Below are 17555 nucleotides of genomic sequence, written 5' to 3'. Positions count from 1 at the left end.
TCAATGTCACTGATACTCCCTCTTCGCGAGCAAGCTCGCTCCCACAGGTGTACGTCTTACTTGGCCGTGAACTTCATGTAGCTGTTGATCAGGTTGCGATAGTTCGGCAGGCGCTCGGACAGCAGGTTGGCCAGGCCTTCCATGTCGTTGCGCCAGTCGCCTTGCAGCTCGCAGGCCACGGAGAACCAGTTCAGCAGGTGCGCACCGGCGGCCGACATGCGTGCCCAGGCCGCTTGTTGCACGGTGGTGTTGAAGGTGCCGGAAGCGTCGGTCACCACAAACACCTCATAGCCTTCGGCAATGGCCGACAGGGTCGGGAACGCCACGCACACGTCGGTCACCACACCGGCGATGATCAGTTGCTTGCGACCGGTGGCCTTGATCGCCTTGACGAAGTCTTCGTTGTCCCAGGCGTTGATCTGGCCCGGGCGGGCAATGAACGGCGCGTCCGGGAACTGCGCCTTGAGCTCCGGCACGATCGGCCCGTTCGGGCCGCTGTCGAAACTGGTGGTGAGGATGGTCGGCAGTTTGAAGAACTTGGCGATGTCGCCCAGCGCCAGCACGTTGTTCTTGAACTCGTTGGGCGAGAAATCCTGCACCAGTGAGATCAGACCGGTCTGGTGGTCGACCAGCAATACCACGGCATCGTCTTTGTTCAGGCGTTTGTACGGAACGTTGCTCATTGGAAGCTCCTTGATGGATGGTTGTTGCATACCGCGCCGCCCTGTTGGGCGGCGCTTTCTTGAATGCGTCAGAAGGCAAAACACGAGCAGCCAAAGGCGCCCCAGAAACCGGCGAAATCGCTGACCGGCGCGTTCGACAGGCGTGCCCGTTCATGGCTGTGGGAATGCACCGCACAGGGCCCGCTGCAGTGGTGAACCTGGGCCTGCATCGGCGACGTCGGGCGCCAGTGGCCCGGCACCTTCACCACCGGCGACCAGTCCGGCAGCACCGGCACGCTGGCCGGCCCGAGTTTCTCGAAGTCACCGGCGCCGTACACCACCTTGCCGCCGACCACGGTCAGCACCGACTCGATCCACTTGATCGCCTCTTCATCGACGCTGAAGAAGTCCGCGCTGAGGGCGGCGACGTCGGCCAGTTGCCCGACCTTGATCTGGCCTTTCTTGCCTTGCTCGGACGAGAACCAGGCGCTGCCGTGGGTGAACAGTTCCAGCGCCGTCAGGCGTGAAAGACCTTCGGCGTGCAGTTCCATGCCGCCGACGGTGCGGCCGCTGACCATCCAGTACAACGAAGTCCACGGGTTGTAACTCGATACCCGCGTGGCGTCGGTGCCGGCACCGACCGGCACACCCTCGGCCAGCATGCGCTTGATCGGAGGCGTCGCTTCGGCCGCTTTCGCGCCGTACCGCTCGACGAAATATTCGCCCTGGAAGGCCATGCGATCCTGAATCGCAATGCCGCCACCCAGCGCCCTCACCCGCTCGATGTTCTGCGGGGTGATGGTTTCGGCGTGGTCGAAAAACCACGGCAAGCCGTTGAAAGGAATGTCGCGGTTGACCTTCTCGAACACGTCGAGCATGCGACTGATGGATTCGTTGTAGGTCGCGTGCAAACGGAACGGCCAGCGTTGCTCGACCAGATGGCGCACCACCGGTTCCAGTTCGGCTTCCATGGTTTGCGGCAGGTCCGGGCGCGGCTCGAGAAAGTCTTCGAAGTCCGCCGCCGAGAACACCAGCATTTCCCCGGCGCCGTTGTGGCGCAGGTAATCGTCACCCTGGTGCAGCTTCACGCTGCCGGTCCAGTTCTTGAAGTCGGTCAGCTCTTCCTTGGGTTTCTGGGTGAAAAGGTTGTAGGCGATGCGCACGGTCAGTTGCTCATCCTTGGCCAACTGCTCGATCACCTGGTAATCGTCCGGATAATTTTGGAAACCACCGCCGGCATCGATCGCGCTGGTCAGGCCCAGGCGATTGAGTTCACGCATGAACTGGCGGGTCGAGTTGACCTGATACTCCAGCGGCAGCTTCGGCCCCTTGGCCAGGGTCGAGTACAGGATCATCGCATTGGGCCGCGCCACCAACATGCCGGTCGGCTCGCCATTGGCGTCGCGCACGATCTCGCCACCCGGCGGGTTCGGCGTGTCGCGGGTGTAACCGGCGACACGCAACGCTGCGCGGTTGAGCAAGGCGCGGTCGTACAGGTGCAACACGAATACCGGGGTGTCCGGTGCCGCCTGGTTGAGCTCGGCCAGGGTCGGCATGCGCTTCTCGGCGAACTGGAATTCGTTCCAGCCACCGACCACCCGCACCCACTGCGGCGTCGGCGTGCGGTCGGCCTGATCCTTGAGCATGCGCAAGGCATCGGCCAGGGACGGCACACCTTCCCAGCGCAGTTCCAGGTTGTAGTTCAAGCCACCACGGATCAGGTGCAAGTGCGAGTCGTTGAGCCCGGGAATCACACAGCGGCCCTTGAGGTCGATCACTTGGGTGTTCGAGCCACGCAGGGCCATGGCCTGGGCATCACTGCCCACCACGACAAAGCGACCGTCGCTGATCGCCACCGCGCTGGCGAGCGGCTTTTCGCGGTCAACGGTATGAAATTGACCATTGAACAGAATCAGATCGGCGTTCATCAGGGTTCCTCGTGCAATGTGGCAGGAGACAGCCAGGGCGCGAACAGACGCGTCGCCATGGGCATGAAGATGTAAACCACCGAGAGCACGATGGTCAGGGTGATCAGGAACGTGGCCACCACGTAGTTGGAGAGCAAGACGTTGAGCCGTAACAGCGGCCCCCAGAGCAGCGGCACCAACAAGGTGTGCGGCAGGATCACCAGCAACGTCACCACGGCCTGCTTCCAGCGCGGCGGTGGCGTACCGGCTTCGGCCTGGGGCGAAAACCAGAACTCGTTGACCGGATTGACTTCGGTCTGGTCGCCATCGGCCAGCATCGGCGCGGCTTCGTCGACCAACGTCTGGCGCTGCGGCGAATCGAGCCAGTTCTGCATCGCCTCGGTCGAGCAAAAGCGCAGCACGCAGGTGTAGGTGTCGAGGCCGGCGTTCTTGCCGCGCACCACATCCACACCCAAATGCCCGACATTCTGCGCCGCCACCTTGACGATGTTGCGCAGCCAGGCTTCATAAGGCACTTCGAAACCGGCCTTGACCCGGTGCTTGACGATCAGCGTCACCACCTCATCAGGCCCGGGACTTGCCGGCTCACGGCGATTGAGATCAGACATAACGCAAGGCTCCGGCGAAACGGACATTGAGCACCAGCCGTCCCGGCCCGGCGATGAGAATGCTGGTGAACACGATCAACAACAGCCAGCCGACGATCAGCAGCGGGCACACCACCTCGGCGAAGATCGCCACCATCAGCGTCAGGTTCGCGCCCACGTGGAAAGGATCTTCGATGTTCTGCAACTCGGCACTGTAGTAAAGCAGCTTGGGCAAACCATGCACCCACAACACAAACAAACCGCCGCTGACCCGCAGGAACAGCAGCCCCCAGTCATGCGCCCGATCATCACGTCGCGAAGTGTCCATGGCCCACCTGCACAAATGAAAAACCACCGGCGTCGATGCGCCGGGACAGGATTCGATAGTGCCGGGACGGGAGGAGGAAAAATTGAATGTACGTGCTCTGTTTGCAGGAAGACCGAGAGCGACCAAACGACATAGTTCCCTGTGGGAGCGAGCTTGCTCGCGATTGCGGCACAACATTCAACATTGATGTTGGCTGATCCACCGCCATCGCGAGCAAGCTCGCTCCCACAGGTTTATTTGTTGTTGCTTCTACCGGGTTACTCCTGCGGATCGAGATTATCCAGCGCCCGATTCACCGCCAGCTCACCCAACATGATGATCTGCGCAATCCCAAGCAGCGCGTTGCGATGCGGGCTCTGCAGAAAGCCTGCAAGATCACTGGCCATGATGCTGGCCGAGGCCAGGGATTCGCAGGCGTGGGCCAACAGAGTTTCGGTGTTGATGTCGGGGGTGATGACAAACATTGTGCTGGGATTGCGCGGTGAGGCGGGGGGATTCGGGGTGGGTTTGAACATGGTGGAACTCCTTGATCAATGGAGCCGCCACAGGTCGCTGCTAAACAAATTGGGTGGCGGCTGTACGCGGGTTAGCAGACCAGGGATCAAGGAACCCGGCGCACCGAAGTGCCCCACGCACAGCCACCATCATGCAGACCAAAATGATCTTGAGGTGACACTGGCGAGCCTTGAAATTTACCGAGCTGCTAAACCCGATCGCTGCATGGACAGCGATGCGGAGAACGTTAGAGATCAGGGCCAAGACGCACAAGCCGGCGGATTCTGGCGTAGTTGTAGGCAACGACGCAAGGCGGTGTGGCCTTCAGGAATGGAGGCTGACGGCTTTTAAACAGGGCTGTCAGAACACTGCATATTCCCTGTAAGAGATTGGTTGGCTGGCAGTCCGCCTTCGCGGGCAAGCCCGCTCCCACAGGGATTGGGGGACATCTGCAAAAATCAGGTCGGCTGGCAGACCGCCTTCGCGAGCAGGCTCGCTCCCACAGAAGAGCAAAGGCAGATCCGCGTACACCCAAGCTCTTCACCACTCATCAGGCCGAGCGTTAGCTCGCCTGCAGCTTTTGATCTTGATCCACCCGCCCCCTCGGCAGGCTGAGTGGAGGTGTTCATCCGGGTATGGGCGCGCAGCGCCGTTCGACGCAGTCGAACTCATTGCATGCAGGTCGAAGCGAAGCCGACCGGAGGGCAATGCCCCCGGATGGACACCGGAGCGAAGGAACCCCGAGCCTAAGCGAGGGGCCGTACGTAAGGGGCGAGACCTTTTGGTTACTTTTGGGGCGTTTGCCAAAAGTGACCCGCTGTAAGAGCGGAACCATAAGCCGCCGTTACCGCAGAAACGGATATGTACTCAACCAACCAAGAACCTGGTCGGCCCAGAGGCCGCCAAGGTCAAAAGCCTAACGAATATCCAAAGCCACAGACATGAACTGACTGATCCGCGAGCGCAACCACCGCTCCGCCGGATCATTGTCATGCACCCCGCTCCAGGCCATCGACAACTGCGCCGCCTCAATCTCGAACGGCGGATCCTCGGCGCGCAACCCACACCCCTCGACCAACGCACAGGCCGCATAATCCGGCACGGTAGCGATCATCTCGGTGCCCGCAAGCAACGCCCGCAACCCACTGAACTGCGGCACCCCCAGCACCACACGACGACTACGCCCGACCTTCGCCAGATCCAGATCGATATTGCCGCTCAAGTCACCGGAAAACGACACCATCGCATGGGGCCGTTCGCAGTACTCATCCAGGGTCAGCGGCCCCGGCCGGGTATCACCGCGCAGCACTTTGCAGGGAATATCGCGCAGCTTCTTGCGCTTGGCATTGGCCGGCAGATCCGTGGTGTAGCTCACGCCCACCGAGATCTCCCCCGACGCCAGCAACGCCGGCATCAACAGGTAATTGGCCCGCCGCACGACCACGACGATGCCCGGCGCTTCCTCTTGCAACTGACGCAGCAACGGCGGAAACAAACCGAACTCGGCATCGTCCGACAGCCCGATGCGGAACACATCGCAACTGGTCGCCGGATCGAATTCCCTGGCCCGGCTGACCGCACCGGAAATGGTATCCATCGCCGGCTGCAGCTCCCTGAGAATCGTCAGCGCCCGCGCCGTCGGTTCCATGCCGCGCCCGTTGCGCAGCAGCAACGGGTCGTCGAACAGATCACGCAGACGCCCCAGCGCGGCGCTCACCGCCGGTTGGCCCATGAACAGTTTTTCCGCGACGCGGGTCAGGTTCTTTTCGAACATCAGCGCCTCGAAAATCACCAGCAGGTTCATGTCGACGCGACGCAGATCGTTACGGTTCATAAGCACGGTTCCCTTGTGTGTTCGGCCAGGCGCGAGGTTGAGAAGTGTGTCTGACTTTACCCGGGACGTCCCGCGCTTAACGAGGAATTAACAACGATTAACTCGCAAGCCAGAGCCTTCGGGTCCAAGAATGAAGCCTACCGACACGGACATTCACCATGGCTCACGTTCAGCAAAATGCCGCGCCCGCGCCATTCACGCCTGTGCCAAAGAAAAGCACCGGCGGCCTCAGCCCGCAGCGCGAACGGCTGGTTAAACAACTGATCCTCGAGCGCCTCGGCGACAGCCTGGAAGTCACTGAACTGGCACAGGCCTGCGCCCTCTCGCGCAGTCATTTCTCCCGCGCCTTCAAGTGCAGCACCGGACTCTCGCCGCAGGACTGGATTCGCCGGCAACGCATAATCCTGGCCAAGCAATTGATCCAGTACACCGACATGAGCCTGACGCAGATCAGCCTCGAATGCGGCTTCTGCGATCAGGCGCACTTCTGCCACCTCTTCACCCGCAGCGAAGGCATCAATCCGTTTGCCTGGCGCTGTCAGATGGTGCATGGCCTTAAAAGCAAAAGATCGCAGCCTTCGGGCATGCACGCTAGCGTTTAGGAGCTGGCGAAGCCTGCGATCTTTTGATCTGGCTTTTTAACCTTTCAAGAACGCCAACAGGTCAGCGTTGAGCTGATCCTTGTGGGTGTCCGTCAGCCCGTGAGGGGCGCCCGGGTAGATCTTCAGGGTCGAGCCTTTCACCAGTCTGGCCGAGGAGACACCTGCCGCCTCGTAAGGCACGACCTGATCCGCGTCGCCATGCACCACCAGCGTCGGCACGTCGAACTTCTTCAAGTCTTCGGTGAAGTCGGTTTCCGAGAACGCCTTGATGCAGTCATGGGCGTTCTTGTGGCCGGCCATCATGCCTTGCATCCAGAACCAGTCGATCATGCCCTGGGACGGTTTTGCGCCGGGCTTGTTGAAGCCGAAAAACGGCCCGCTGGCGAGGTCGATGTAGAGCTGCGAGCGGTCGGCCAGCGAGGCCTGGCGGATGCCGTCGAACACTTCCAGTGGCAAGCCACCGGGGTTGGCCTCGGTCTTGAGCATCAGGGGCGGCACCGCGGAAATCAGCCCGGCCTTGGCCACGCGGCCGGTGCCGTGGCGACCGATGTAACGCGCCACCTCGCCACCGCCGGTGGAGAAGCCGAACAGCACCGCGTCTTGCAGGTCGAGCAGCTCGATCAACTGCGCCAGATCGTCGGCGTAATGGTCCATGTCATTGCCCGACCACGGCTGGCTGGAACGCCCATGGCCTCGACGGTCGTGGGCGATGACCCGATACCCGTTGGAGGCCAGGAAAATTATCTGCGACTCCCAACTGTCGGCGTTCAGCGGCCAGCCGTGGCTGAAGACAATCGGCTGACCGGTGCCCCAGTCCTTGTAGTAAATCTCGACGCCGTCGCGGGTGGTGAAAGTGCTCATGGGTGATGCCTCCTTAACGAGGGTTGGGGGTGAATCAAATCGCAAGTGGGTTCAGGCGATCGGCCAGGCGCGCCACCCGCTCGCCCAGGTGCGCGGCGGTGCAGCGATCCTCGGGGGGCGGTGCATCGTCGGGGGATTGCTCGACATTCGACTGGGCCATGGCGCCCAGTGAGCTGCCCAGGCGATTGAGTTGGCCGTTGAACGCGCCGGTGCTGGAACGCGCCGGCAGCAGGTCGAGGCCGACCCAGATCATCGAGTGCTGCGCCGCGAACACCGCCATCTGCAGCAAAGTGTTGAGTTTGTCGCCGCACAGGCAGCCGGAATTGGTGAAGCCCGCCGCGAGTTTGTCGCGCCAGGGCTGGGTCAGGTAGAACGCCGCCGTGGCCTCCATGAACGCCTTGAAGGCCGCCGAGGCGCTGCCCATGTAGGTCGGCGCGCCGAAGATGATGGCGTCGGCGTTGTGCAGCCGCGCCCAGTGCTCGTCCACTTCCTCGACCGGGATCAACTGGCAAGTGCTGCCCAGGTGCCGCTCCACACCCGCGGCCACGGCTTCGGCCATGACCCGGGTGTGCCCGTAGCCACTGTGATAGACCACCACCACGTTGCTCATTGCTCTGTCCTTTGTGGGAGCGAGCCTGCTCGCGAAAGCGCTGTGTCAGTCACCGCATAGACTAAATGTGACACCGCCTTCGCGAGCAGGCTCGCTCCCACATCGAGCTGCTCGCGGCTTACTGACATTTCATCCCTGCCTTCAGTGGAAGTTGAAGAAGGAGAGTTTTGGGCGTAGACCGGACGCGCGACGAGTTAAACGTTGTTAATTTTCCTTGGCGCGCAAAAAGCCCCGGCCAGTCCCGCCCATCTGTCGCACCCAATGTTTTCGGGACCGACAGCAGTTGGTCGATACGCTAGAGTCAATGCCTGCCCTTTCAGTCACCGGGGCGGCACATTGCGCTGCGTAAAAAACCTGAGGAATATGCTCGTAAACCGCGAACCAGACGGCTGCAGCAGGAGCGACTCGTTGACCCTTTCCCCCGAACAGGCTGTGCATTTCGGCCCCTACCGGGTCTACCCCGGACAACGCCTGGTGATGGAGGCCGACCAGCCCTTGCGCCTGGGCCGGCGCGCCATGGACATCCTGTTGATCCTGCTGGAACACGCCGGCAACGTGGTCAGCAAGCAGCAATTGATCGCCCGGGTCTGGCCCGACAGCGTGGTCGAAGACATCAACCTGCGGGTGCACATGGCCGCGTTGCGCAAGGCGCTCGGCGACGGCCAGGCCGGTCAGCGCTACATCGTCACCGTGGCCCAGCGCGGGTACAGCTTCGTCGCACCGCACTCAAGGGAGCAGGTCGAACAACCGTCTGCGCCCATGGCTTGCGCGCCGAGCCGGCATAACCTGCCGGTGCGCCGCACACGCATGATCGGCCGGCGGACGCTGGTCGACAATCTGGTGGTGCAACTGCCGCACCAGCGCTTCATCACCCTTGTCGGCCCCGGCGGCATCGGCAAGACCACCGTGGCCTTGCGAGTCGCCGAACAAATGATCGGTCGCTACCGGGACGGCATCCGCCTGCTGGACCTGGCCCCGATCAACTGCCCGCTGATGATCGACGGCCACCTGGCGACGTTGCTCGAACTGGCCCTGCACGATGACGAGCCCCTGAGCGGCCTTGCCGACTGTCTGCGCGACAGGCAAATGCTGTTGGTCATCGACAACTGCGAACACCTGGTCGACGCCATCGCCCAGCTCTGCGAAAACATTCTGCGCAGTGCGCCGCACGTGCACATTCTCGCCACCAGCCGCGAGAGCCTGAGGGCCGAAGGCGAGTTCGTCCAGCGCCTGGCATCACTCGACTGCCCGCCGCCCATCGCCGTCCTCGACCGTGCCCAGGCCATGACCTTTTCCGCCCTGCAACTGTTTGTCGAGCGGGCCATGGCCAGCCATGACAGCTTTGAACTGACGGACGATGAACTGCCGCTGTTGATCGACATCTGCCACCGACTGGACGGCATTCCGCTGGCCATCGAACTGGCGGCGGCGCAAGTGGGCAACTTCGGCTTAGCCGGCTTGCTGGCGCAATTGCAAAGCAGTTTCCGGGTGTTGACCCAGCCCTGTCAGACGCCCCCGGCACGCCATCAGACCCTGCGCGCGACACTGGACTGGAGCTTCGAGCTGCTCAACGCCTGCGAAAAGACCTGCCTGCGCCGACTGAGCGTGTTTCGCGGCGGCTTCACCCTGGAGTCCGCAGCGGCGGTGATTGTCGGCGAACACATCGAACCTCGCGAAGTGTTCGGTTCGATCACCCAGCTGGTCGCCAAGTCCCTGTTGAACGTGGAGGTGGGCGATGAAGATGTCTACTACCGTCTGCTCGATACTACCCGCAGCCATGCGCTGGAAAAACTCGCGCAAAGCCCCGACCTGCCCGGCACGCGGGTGCGCCATGCCGAGCGTTGCCTGGCGCTGATGCAACAGGCGCAGGACGAATGGGAGAAAACCTCGACCGGCCTGTGGCTCGAGCGCTATGGCCGGACCCTGGAGGACATCCGCGCGGCCCTCGACTGGGGTTTGCACGGGCAAGGGCCGCAGGCGCTGGCGATACGCCTGGCGGCGACGTCCACGCCCCTGTGGCAGGAGCTGTCACTGCTCAAGGAACACGGCGGTTATGTGCGCAAGGCCCTGGCCCTGCTCGAGCAGTCTGCCGAGCCTTGCCCGCGCTTGCAGATGACCCTCAAGCTGGCCCTGGGCAGTGCCTGTTACCACGCTCAAGGCGCGAGCGCCGAAACCGTTGGCGCCTTTGTCAGTGCCAGAACCCTGGCCAGCCGACTCAACGATGTGGCCGGTCAACTGCGGGCGATTTCCGGTCACCTGGCGGTCAATCTCAGTTGCGGCCAATACCAGATGGCCCTGCGCCAAAGCCGGCAATTCGATCAACTGGGGCTGCATGCCGACGCCCTGTTATCCCTGAGCACCCATCGATTGCGGGTGCTTGCCCTGCATTTTTCCGGCGACCAGCAACAGGCCGGGGAGCATGCCGAACAGGTACTGCAACGCATGGCCCACAGTGGTCATCTCAACCGTTTCACCCATGGCTTCGGCGTGCAATACGACCAGAGTGTCGCGGCGCTGACCATCCAGGCGCGCATCCTCTGGCTGCGAGGCCAACCGGAACAGGCCTGGCGCGCAGCCCGGCAGGCGCTGGACATCGCGTTGCAGATCAACCACGGCACGTCGATCTGCTACACCCTGGCGCTCGCCGGCTGCCTGATCGCCTACTACAACGGTGACACCCGCAGCGCCCGCGAACTCCTGCGCCTGCTGTTGCAACAGGCACAGAAACACTCAGTCCTGCTGTTCCATATCTGGGCGCAACACTACGCGCAGGTGATCGGCGGCGTCGATGTCGCCCCCGCCAGGCAACGAAGTGTCGGATTGATCAAGGACATCATGGTCACGCTGGATTCCACCTGCGTCGATGACGACTTGCTCGAACGTGCGCAAAACGGCACGTCGGGCTGGAGCACGGCAGAGATTCTACGGGCCAGGGCCGAGACGCTGCTGGCAACGGATTGTCCGGCCAACGCCGCGATGGCTGAAACCTTGTTGCTCAAGGCGCTCGACGTGGCAAAAAACCAGGGCGCCCTGACCTGGGAGCTGCGCAGCGCCACCTCGCTGGCGCAATTGTGGCAGCGACAGGGCCACCATCAACGGGCGCATGCATTGCTGGCGCCGGTCTACCAGCGCTTCACCGAAGGCTTTGCCACGCCGGACCTGAAGGCCGTGCGCCACTTACTCGGTGAGTTGCATTGCCACTTGCCGGTCTGAAAGCCGGGGCGTTTGACTGACGTAACCGGCATAACGCATTTCAAGGGTGCGCAGCTCACCACTGAGTTCGAGCTTTTCCAGGGCGTAGGTGCGGGTGGTGTTGAGGAAGCGGTAACGGATCACCCCGCCGCCCTGCTCCAGGGACAGCAGTGATTTGAGCGCGAGGTTGTCCAGCACCTCGATCAGCTCGGCGGCCGGTAACGCGTCGCCGCTGATCGAGCCTATTGCAGCGTCCTGGGTGAAGGCCATCTTGAATACCGCCAAACGCTGCAACACGGATTGCTCCAGCGGACTCAACCGTTCGTAGCTCCAGTCCAGTGCAGCCTTGAGCGTCTGGTGCCGGGGTACGGCCGTGCGGCGGCCCTGGGACAACAACTGAAAACAGTTATCGAGTTGCGCCTGCAACCCCACCAGCGCCAGCGCATCGATTTGCGCCGCCGCCAATTCAATCGCCAGCGGCAGGCCGTCGAGGCGCCGACAGATTTCGCGCACGACCTTGAGGTCTTGTTCGCGCAAGGTGAAGCCTTGCTGACGGGCCCGGGCACGGCTGACGAACAACTGCACCGCCGAATAGCCCATGACCTCGGCAACGCTGCGCAGCGCTGACGCCGGCGGCACCGCCAGCGGTGGCAGACGCAATACGGTTTCGCCCGCGGCCTTGAGTGGCTCGCGGCTGGTGGCGAGGATCGACAATCGCGGCATCGATTGCAGCAAAGTCTCGACCAACGTCTGGCAGCGTTCGAGCAGGTGTTCGCAGTTGTCCAGGACCAACAAGGCATGCCGCTGCGCCAGCGCCTCCAGCGTGATGCCGACCTCCAGCCCAAGGGTTCGCGTGAGATGATCGGTCACTTGCGCCGGGTCATCGATCGCCGCCAGGTCCACCAGCCACACGCCGTGCCGATAGTGTTGCAACAGCAGTTCGGCCACACGCAAGGCCACGGTGGTCTTGCCGATCCCGCAAGGTCCGACCAGGGTCATGAATCGGCGCACCGGTAACTGCCGCACCAGGCTGCCGACAACCGCATCGCGCCCGGTGATCGACGTGAGCCGCGCCGGCAAGTTGTGCAGGGGCTTTTTCACGGACTGGCTCGGGAACGCTACAGGCTGAGGCGAATGCTGTACCGGGGCGACAAAACTGTAGCCGCGCTGGGGAATGTTGACGATGTAGCTCTGACCGTTCTGTCCGTCGCCCAAGGCCCGACGCAGGGCAGCAATGTGCACGCGCAGGTTGATCTCTTCGACCACAGAGCGCGGCCAGACCTGAGCAATCAACTCGTCCTTGCTGACCACCGAGCCCGCGTGCTCGACCAGCACCTGCAACACGTCAAGGGCGCGGCCGCCCAGGCGCAGCGGTCGATCGCCCTCCAGCACCAGTCGCTGACTGAGGTGGAAAGCGTAGGGTCCGAATTGCAGCACCGCTTCGTTGCTGACATCTCTGAGGCTGTTCATGGGCAGTCACCCGCAGGAAACCTGATCTGGCACGTGAGTCCATCCAGGCTCCGCACCTTCCTTGCAATGAGTTACCTCGTATCTTGGCAGCCCTCTGTGACGGTACAACCGCCACGGGGGGAGCGTCACGGCCATTGCGGTGCGCGCAACGGACACGCGCGCTAGCTGAACTGCTCGCGGTATTGAGTCGGGGTCAGGCCAAGCTTTTCACTGAACAGAAAACGCATGTGCCGCACGCTGCCGAAGCCGCTTTTGAAGGCCACGGTCTTGAGCGGCAACTCGCTGGTTTCCAGCAGGTTCCTGGCGCAATCGATGCGTGCGCTTTGCAGAAACTCCATCGGCGTCATGTCCACTTCCCGGGCGAACACCCTGGCGAAATGCCGCGGGCTCATGTTGGCCAGGCTCGCCATGCGCTCGATGCTGAAGGACTCGTCGAGGTGCTCGAGCACATGGTTCTGCACGCGGGTAATCGCCGTTTCGTGAGGCGCGACCGCCGCCATCAACGGGCTGAACTGTGCCTGCCCGCCCTGACGCTTCATCACCACCAGCAAGACCTTGGCCACGTCCTGGGCGACTTTTTTCCCGTGGTCTTGCGCCACCACCGACAACGCCAGGTCGATCCCGGCGGTGACACCACCGGAGGTGATCAGGTTGCGGTCCTGGACAAAGATCTGGTCGGTCTCGACGGTCGCCTTCGGAAAACCCTTGATCAGCCGCTCGGTGTAGTGCCAGTGGGTGGTGACGCGATAGCCGTCGAGCAAACCCGCATGCCCCAACACGAACGCTCCGGTGCAGATCGAGCCGTAACCGGCGGACCGGCTGACGTTGTGCCTGAGCCACTCGAGCAACGGCGGATGCTTTTCGTTGTAGGCACCGGGACCACCGGGCACCAGCAGCAAATCAAAACCTTCGCAGGCCTGATCGATGTGCCGGTCGGCCTGCACGCTCACGCCATTGGACGCCCGCAATGCGCCGGGCTCGGTGCCGATGGTCGACAGCACATAGTGATCGTCGGGTTTCAGATAACGATTGGCGATGGAAAACACTTCCATGGGCCCGGCCATATCGAGCAGGAGAAAGTCGGGAAACAACACCATTGCCACGGTTTTCATGGATTGGAATTCACTGGATTAATTGAGTCGGTACACATCCCTTGTGGGAGCGGGCTTGCTCGCGAATGCGGAGGATCAGTCAACATCCATGCTGACTGATCCTCCGCATTCGCGAGCAAGCCCGCTCCCACAAAAGACATGCCATTCATCAGGGCCGAATATCGAAACAGAATAGCTGGTTTGCGCTCATAAACTGTCAACCCTAACGAGACAGTATTTCAATTTACACCTACTTATTGAATCAGATGGTAAACATTAACCTTCTCCTCACTCGGACGAATTCACGTCCCCACAGGAGATTTCATCATGCTGACTCTTCGCAAAGCCTCGGATCGTGGTCTGGCCAATCACGGCTGGTTGAAGTCGTTCCACACCTTTTCCTTCGCCAACTACCGCAATCCGAAAGAGCAGGGTTTTTCCGACCTGTTGGTGATCAACGACGACCGCGTCGCCGCCGGCAAAGGCTTCGGCCAGCACCCGCACCGCGACATGGAGATCTTCTCCTATGTGCTTGAAGGTGCTCTGGAACACAAGGACACCCTGGGCACCGGGTCGGTGATCCGCCCCGGCGATGTGCAACTGATGAGCGCTGGCAGCGGCGTGGCCCACAGTGAGTTCAACCACTCCAGCACACGGCCGGTGCACTTTCTGCAGATCTGGATCGTGCCCGACGTCAGCGGCGCCAAACCGCGCTATCAGCAGGAGCACTTCAGCCCCCAGAAAAAACGCGGGCGCCTGCAACTGATCATCTCGCCGGACGGCGCCAAGGGTTCGCTGAAGGTGCGTCAGGATGCACGGGTGTATGCCGGCCTGATCGACGGCAAGGAAAGCGCCACCCTGGAGCTGGCCGCCAACCGTTATGCCTACGTGCACGTGGCCCGGGGCAGCGTCGAACTTAATGGCGTGTTGTTGCAGGAAGGCGACGGTGTGCGAGTCCGTGATGAACAGGCACTGACCTTGAGCAACGGCGTGGACGCTGAAGTATTGGTCTTCGACCTGCGCCCGCAGGAATTGCCGGAAATGCCATGACCGATCCCTGTGGGAGCGGGCTTGCTCGCGAAGGCGGAGTGTCAGACGACATCACTGTTGAATGACCTATCGCTTTCGCGAGCAGGCTCGCTCCCACAGTCCCCCTGATAACGGGCCCGATAGCGCCCCGGACTCTCCCCGGTCCACTTCTTGAACGCCCGATGGAAGGCGCTAGGCTCCTGGAAGCCCAGTTGCTCGGCGATATCGCTGATGCTCGCGTCGCTCTGACGCAATTGCTCAAAGGCCACACCGCGGCGTACTTCGTCCTTGATCTCCTGATAGGAACAGCCTTCACGCTCCAGTTTGCGGCGGAAGGTGCTGGGGCTCAGGTGCTGTTCCAAGGCAAAGGCCTGCAACGTCGGCCATTCACTGTAGTGACTGCCACGCAAGCGCTGATGAACCTGCGAGGCCAGGCCATGCTGGTTACGGAAGCGGATCACCAGCCATTGCGGTGCGGTGCGCAAAAACACTTTCAGCGACGCCAGGTCCTGAACCACCGGCAGGCGCAGGTAATGGCTGGCAAATTCGATTTCAGTGCGCTCGGCACCGAAGGTCAGGTTGGGCCCCCAAAGCAGGCGGTCGTCACTCAGCGACAGGCGCGAATGGCGGAAGTCCGCACGGTCAATGGGAATGCGCCGCCCGCCCAGCCAGCACAGCAGACTGATCATCAACACCAGGAAGGTTTCTTCACCAAACCGGCTGGCATCATTGTCCTCCGAACGGGTTTGCAGGCTGATGACCGCACGCTTGCCCCGCACGGCCAGCGAGCCACGAAAGTCGCGAAGGAATAACCCGAAGTTGGCCAGACACTGACGCATGGCCTTGTGCAGATCGGGTTCCTGAATCAGGGCGCGACAAATCAGGGCGAAACTGCCCGGCGGCATGCCATGGGAATCGAGCCCGAAAAACTCGTCGTCGAGCTCGCGGATCTGAATCAGCCACAACGCCGCAAACGCGTTGGCCGGTACCCGCGCCGTGGGTTGTTGCATGACCGCCGGATCAATGCCCGCCTGTTCGAGCACGGCCGTCACGCGCTGCGGATCGTCCCTCAGCCCATGGATCATGGCCTGCACGAAATAGGCGGCAACCGAGTCCTTTTCCCGCATTGGTTCGCTTCTCTCTCATCACTCGAATGGCAAAAAACATCAGTGCCGTTGAACAGTTTTGGCATAGGACAACCGCCCTGCCGGCTCTAGACTCGCGGCAATAGTACGCCTTCGGTCGCATTCGCGGCCAAGGTATCGCAGGGTTTGATCGAAGGACGGAAAATGAATCTGCAAAACATCGGTGTAATCGGCGCAGGCACCATGGGCAACGGCATCGCACAAGTCTGTGCCATGGCCGGTTTCAACGTGACCCTGCTCGACATCTCTGAAAGCGCGTTGCAAAAAGCCGTCGCGACGGTCGGGAAAAATCTTGACCGGCAGATCGCCAAGCAAACCCTGACGCCAGAGCAGAAACAGGCCACCCTCGACAAAATCCGCACCAGCACCGATTACAGCGTCCTGCATGACGCGCAACTGGTCATCGAAGCGGCCACTGAGAATCTCGACCTGAAACTGCGTGTGCTGCAACAGATCGCCGCGCAAGTCGGCAGCGAATGCGTCATTGCCTCCAATACCTCGTCGCTGTCGATCACCCAACTGGCCGCCAGTGTCAGTCAGCCAGAGCGCTTCATCGGCCTGCATTTCTTCAACCCGGTACCGGTAATGGGCCTGATCGAAGTCATCCGCGGCCTGCAAACCAGTGACGCGACCCACCAATTGGCGCTGGACATGGCGACAAGCCTCGGCAAAACCGCGATCACCGCCGGCAACCGTCCGGGCTTCGTGGTCAACCGGATCCTGGTGCCGATGATCAACGAGGCGATCCTAGTGTTCCAGGAAGGCCTGGCCAGCGCCGAAGACATCGACGCCGGCATGCGCCTGGGCTGCAACCAGCCTATCGGTCCGTTGGCCCTGGCGGACCTGATTGGCCTGGATACCCTGTTGTCGATCCTCGAAGCCTTCTATGACGGATTCAACGACAGCAAATATCGCCCGGCGCCGTTGCTCAAGGAAATGGTCGCTGCCGGTTACCTGGGGCGCAAGACGGGGCGCGGCTTCCATGCCTATGCCTGAGCGTTGCTCGCGCTTTGCCGAGTACCGGGACAAGGTCCTGGAGCTGTTTGCCTGCAAGGGGTTCGGCCAGGTCGGCATGCGTGAGCTCGCGACGTGCCTGGGGCTCTCTCCAGGCTCGCTGTACCACCATTACCCCAGCAAACAGCATCTGCTGCTGGACCTGATCGAGGAGTTCTACGAGGAACTGCTGGCCACTCTGGGGCGCATCCAGCAAAAAACGCCCGGCAAACGCGACAAACTCAACAGCCTGATCCGCGCCCATCTGAATCTGCACCGGGAGATGCCTTGGCATTTCCGCCTGGTGGAGCGCGACAGCGGTTGCCTGAACGAAGAGCAACAGGCTCGGGTTCAACAACTGCGCGAGCAATACGAACGCACGTTGCTGAAGATGCTGGGCGCGAAGTCCCGCTTCAGCGAGCAAGGCCTGCTGGCCGCCGGGCATGCCATTGGCGCGCTGCTCAACAGTGCCCCCAGTTGGCTGACGCCCCATGTGCTGGACGAGCAGGAACGTGAGGAGCTGCTGGAAAGCATGGTTAGCGGCGCCATCGAACGTGTGCTGGCGCCGCGGCGTGTGCCGGAGGCGATAAGCCTCGCCCGGCCTATGGAAAAAACATCTAAAGAAACACAAGCTCCGACAAGGATTTAGCGCTTTGCTTGTCGGCTCGACACAATCGGAATTCGCCGAAAAAACCGGCGTCCAAACCGATGTATGCACTCGAGCACCT

The 17555-nt window shown here is 61.8% G+C and carries 16 protein-coding genes; 5 read left to right on the top strand and 11 right to left on the bottom strand.

The window, feature by feature from the left end:
• Positions 1–56: 56 nt before the first annotated feature.
• The 6 genes from ycaC to ACXX83_RS06920 all read right to left on the bottom strand — a co-directional run bounded on the left by ycaC (position 57) and on the right by ACXX83_RS06920 (position 5834).
• On the bottom strand, positions 57–683 hold the full coding sequence (ycaC, locus tag ACXX83_RS06945; protein ID WP_102674533.1) for an isochorismate family cysteine hydrolase YcaC: 627 nt from the start codon (positions 681–683) through the stop codon (positions 57–59).
• Between the two features lie 68 nt (positions 684–751).
• Positions 752–2590, bottom strand: coding sequence for an amidohydrolase (locus ACXX83_RS06940; protein WP_150724274.1), 1839 nt, complete (start codon positions 2588–2590; stop codon positions 752–754).
• A complete protein-coding gene (locus ACXX83_RS06935) occupies positions 2590–3198 on the bottom strand; it encodes an antibiotic biosynthesis monooxygenase (protein WP_458547937.1) in 609 nt (202 codons plus the stop codon). Before ACXX83_RS06935 ends, ACXX83_RS06940 begins: the two co-directional genes overlap by 1 nt.
• The gene (locus ACXX83_RS06930; protein ID WP_458547936.1) at positions 3191–3505 is read right to left on the bottom strand and encodes a DoxX family membrane protein; all 315 of its coding nucleotides are present in this window, start codon (positions 3503–3505) and stop codon (positions 3191–3193) included. The genes ACXX83_RS06935 and ACXX83_RS06930 overlap by 8 nt, the downstream gene beginning before the upstream one ends.
• Before the next feature lie 257 nt (positions 3506–3762).
• On the bottom strand, positions 3763–4020 hold the full coding sequence (locus ACXX83_RS06925; protein WP_041474907.1) for a DUF6124 family protein: 258 nt from the start codon (positions 4018–4020) through the stop codon (positions 3763–3765).
• A gap of 896 nt (positions 4021–4916) precedes the next feature.
• Positions 4917–5834 (bottom strand): LysR family transcriptional regulator, encoded by a 918-nt coding sequence (locus ACXX83_RS06920; protein WP_458547935.1) that lies wholly within the window; start codon positions 5832–5834, stop codon positions 4917–4919.
• 158 nt (positions 5835–5992) lie between these two features.
• Between ACXX83_RS06920 and ACXX83_RS06915 the strand changes: the two genes are divergently transcribed.
• Positions 5993–6436 carry a helix-turn-helix domain-containing protein gene (locus ACXX83_RS06915; protein ID WP_126050642.1) on the top strand — a complete coding sequence of 148 codons (444 nt, stop codon included), beginning with the start codon at positions 5993–5995 and terminating at the stop codon, positions 6434–6436.
• Positions 6437–6472: 36 nt separating this feature from the next.
• Here the strand turns inward: ACXX83_RS06915 and ACXX83_RS06910 are convergent, their stop codons facing one another.
• Positions 6473–7297 (bottom strand): alpha/beta fold hydrolase, encoded by an 825-nt coding sequence (locus ACXX83_RS06910; protein WP_458547934.1) that lies wholly within the window; start codon positions 7295–7297, stop codon positions 6473–6475.
• Positions 7298–7331: 34 nt separating this feature from the next.
• Positions 7332–7907, bottom strand: a complete 576-nt coding sequence (locus ACXX83_RS06905) for a flavodoxin family protein (protein WP_458547933.1) — start codon at positions 7905–7907, stop codon at positions 7332–7334.
• Between the two features lie 408 nt (positions 7908–8315).
• On the opposite strand from ACXX83_RS06905, the gene ACXX83_RS06900 reads away from it, so the two are divergent.
• Positions 8316–11120: an ATP-binding protein gene (locus tag ACXX83_RS06900; protein WP_458547932.1), complete on the top strand. Its 2805-nt coding sequence runs from the start codon at positions 8316–8318 to the stop codon at positions 11118–11120.
• On the opposite strand, the gene ACXX83_RS06895 is transcribed toward ACXX83_RS06900, so the two are convergent.
• Both ACXX83_RS06895 and ACXX83_RS06890 read right to left on the bottom strand, forming a co-directional pair.
• On the bottom strand, positions 11085–12569 hold the full coding sequence (locus ACXX83_RS06895) for an ATP-binding protein (protein ID WP_126050635.1): 1485 nt from the start codon (positions 12567–12569) through the stop codon (positions 11085–11087). The genes ACXX83_RS06900 and ACXX83_RS06895 overlap by 36 nt on opposite strands.
• 161 nt (positions 12570–12730) lie before the next feature.
• The gene (locus tag ACXX83_RS06890) at positions 12731–13681 is read right to left on the bottom strand and encodes a GlxA family transcriptional regulator (RefSeq protein WP_458547931.1); all 951 of its coding nucleotides are present in this window, start codon (positions 13679–13681) and stop codon (positions 12731–12733) included.
• Between the two features lie 306 nt (positions 13682–13987).
• On the opposite strand from ACXX83_RS06890, the gene ACXX83_RS06885 reads away from it, so the two are divergent.
• A complete protein-coding gene (locus ACXX83_RS06885) occupies positions 13988–14710 on the top strand; it encodes a pirin family protein (RefSeq protein ID WP_458547930.1) in 723 nt (240 codons plus the stop codon).
• A 41-nt stretch (positions 14711–14751) separates the two neighbouring features.
• On the opposite strand, the gene ACXX83_RS06880 is transcribed toward ACXX83_RS06885, so the two are convergent.
• Positions 14752–15816, bottom strand: coding sequence for an AraC family transcriptional regulator (locus tag ACXX83_RS06880; RefSeq protein WP_126050629.1), 1065 nt, complete (start codon positions 15814–15816; stop codon positions 14752–14754).
• Between the two features lie 162 nt (positions 15817–15978).
• Here ACXX83_RS06880 and ACXX83_RS06875 point away from each other — a divergent pair, with 162 nt between their 5' ends.
• Both ACXX83_RS06875 and ACXX83_RS06870 read left to right on the top strand, forming a co-directional pair.
• Positions 15979–16830: a 3-hydroxybutyryl-CoA dehydrogenase gene (locus ACXX83_RS06875; RefSeq protein WP_458547929.1), complete on the top strand. Its 852-nt coding sequence runs from the start codon at positions 15979–15981 to the stop codon at positions 16828–16830.
• A complete protein-coding gene (locus ACXX83_RS06870) occupies positions 16817–17476 on the top strand; it encodes a TetR/AcrR family transcriptional regulator (protein WP_217837835.1) in 660 nt (219 codons plus the stop codon). The genes ACXX83_RS06875 and ACXX83_RS06870 overlap by 14 nt, the downstream gene beginning before the upstream one ends.
• Positions 17477–17555: the final 79 nt, after the last annotated feature.

The organism is Pseudomonas sp. GNP012, assembly GCF_054343835.1.
The sequence above is the reverse complement of the archived record's forward strand: the minus strand, read 5'-3'. Positions and strand labels throughout refer to the sequence as shown.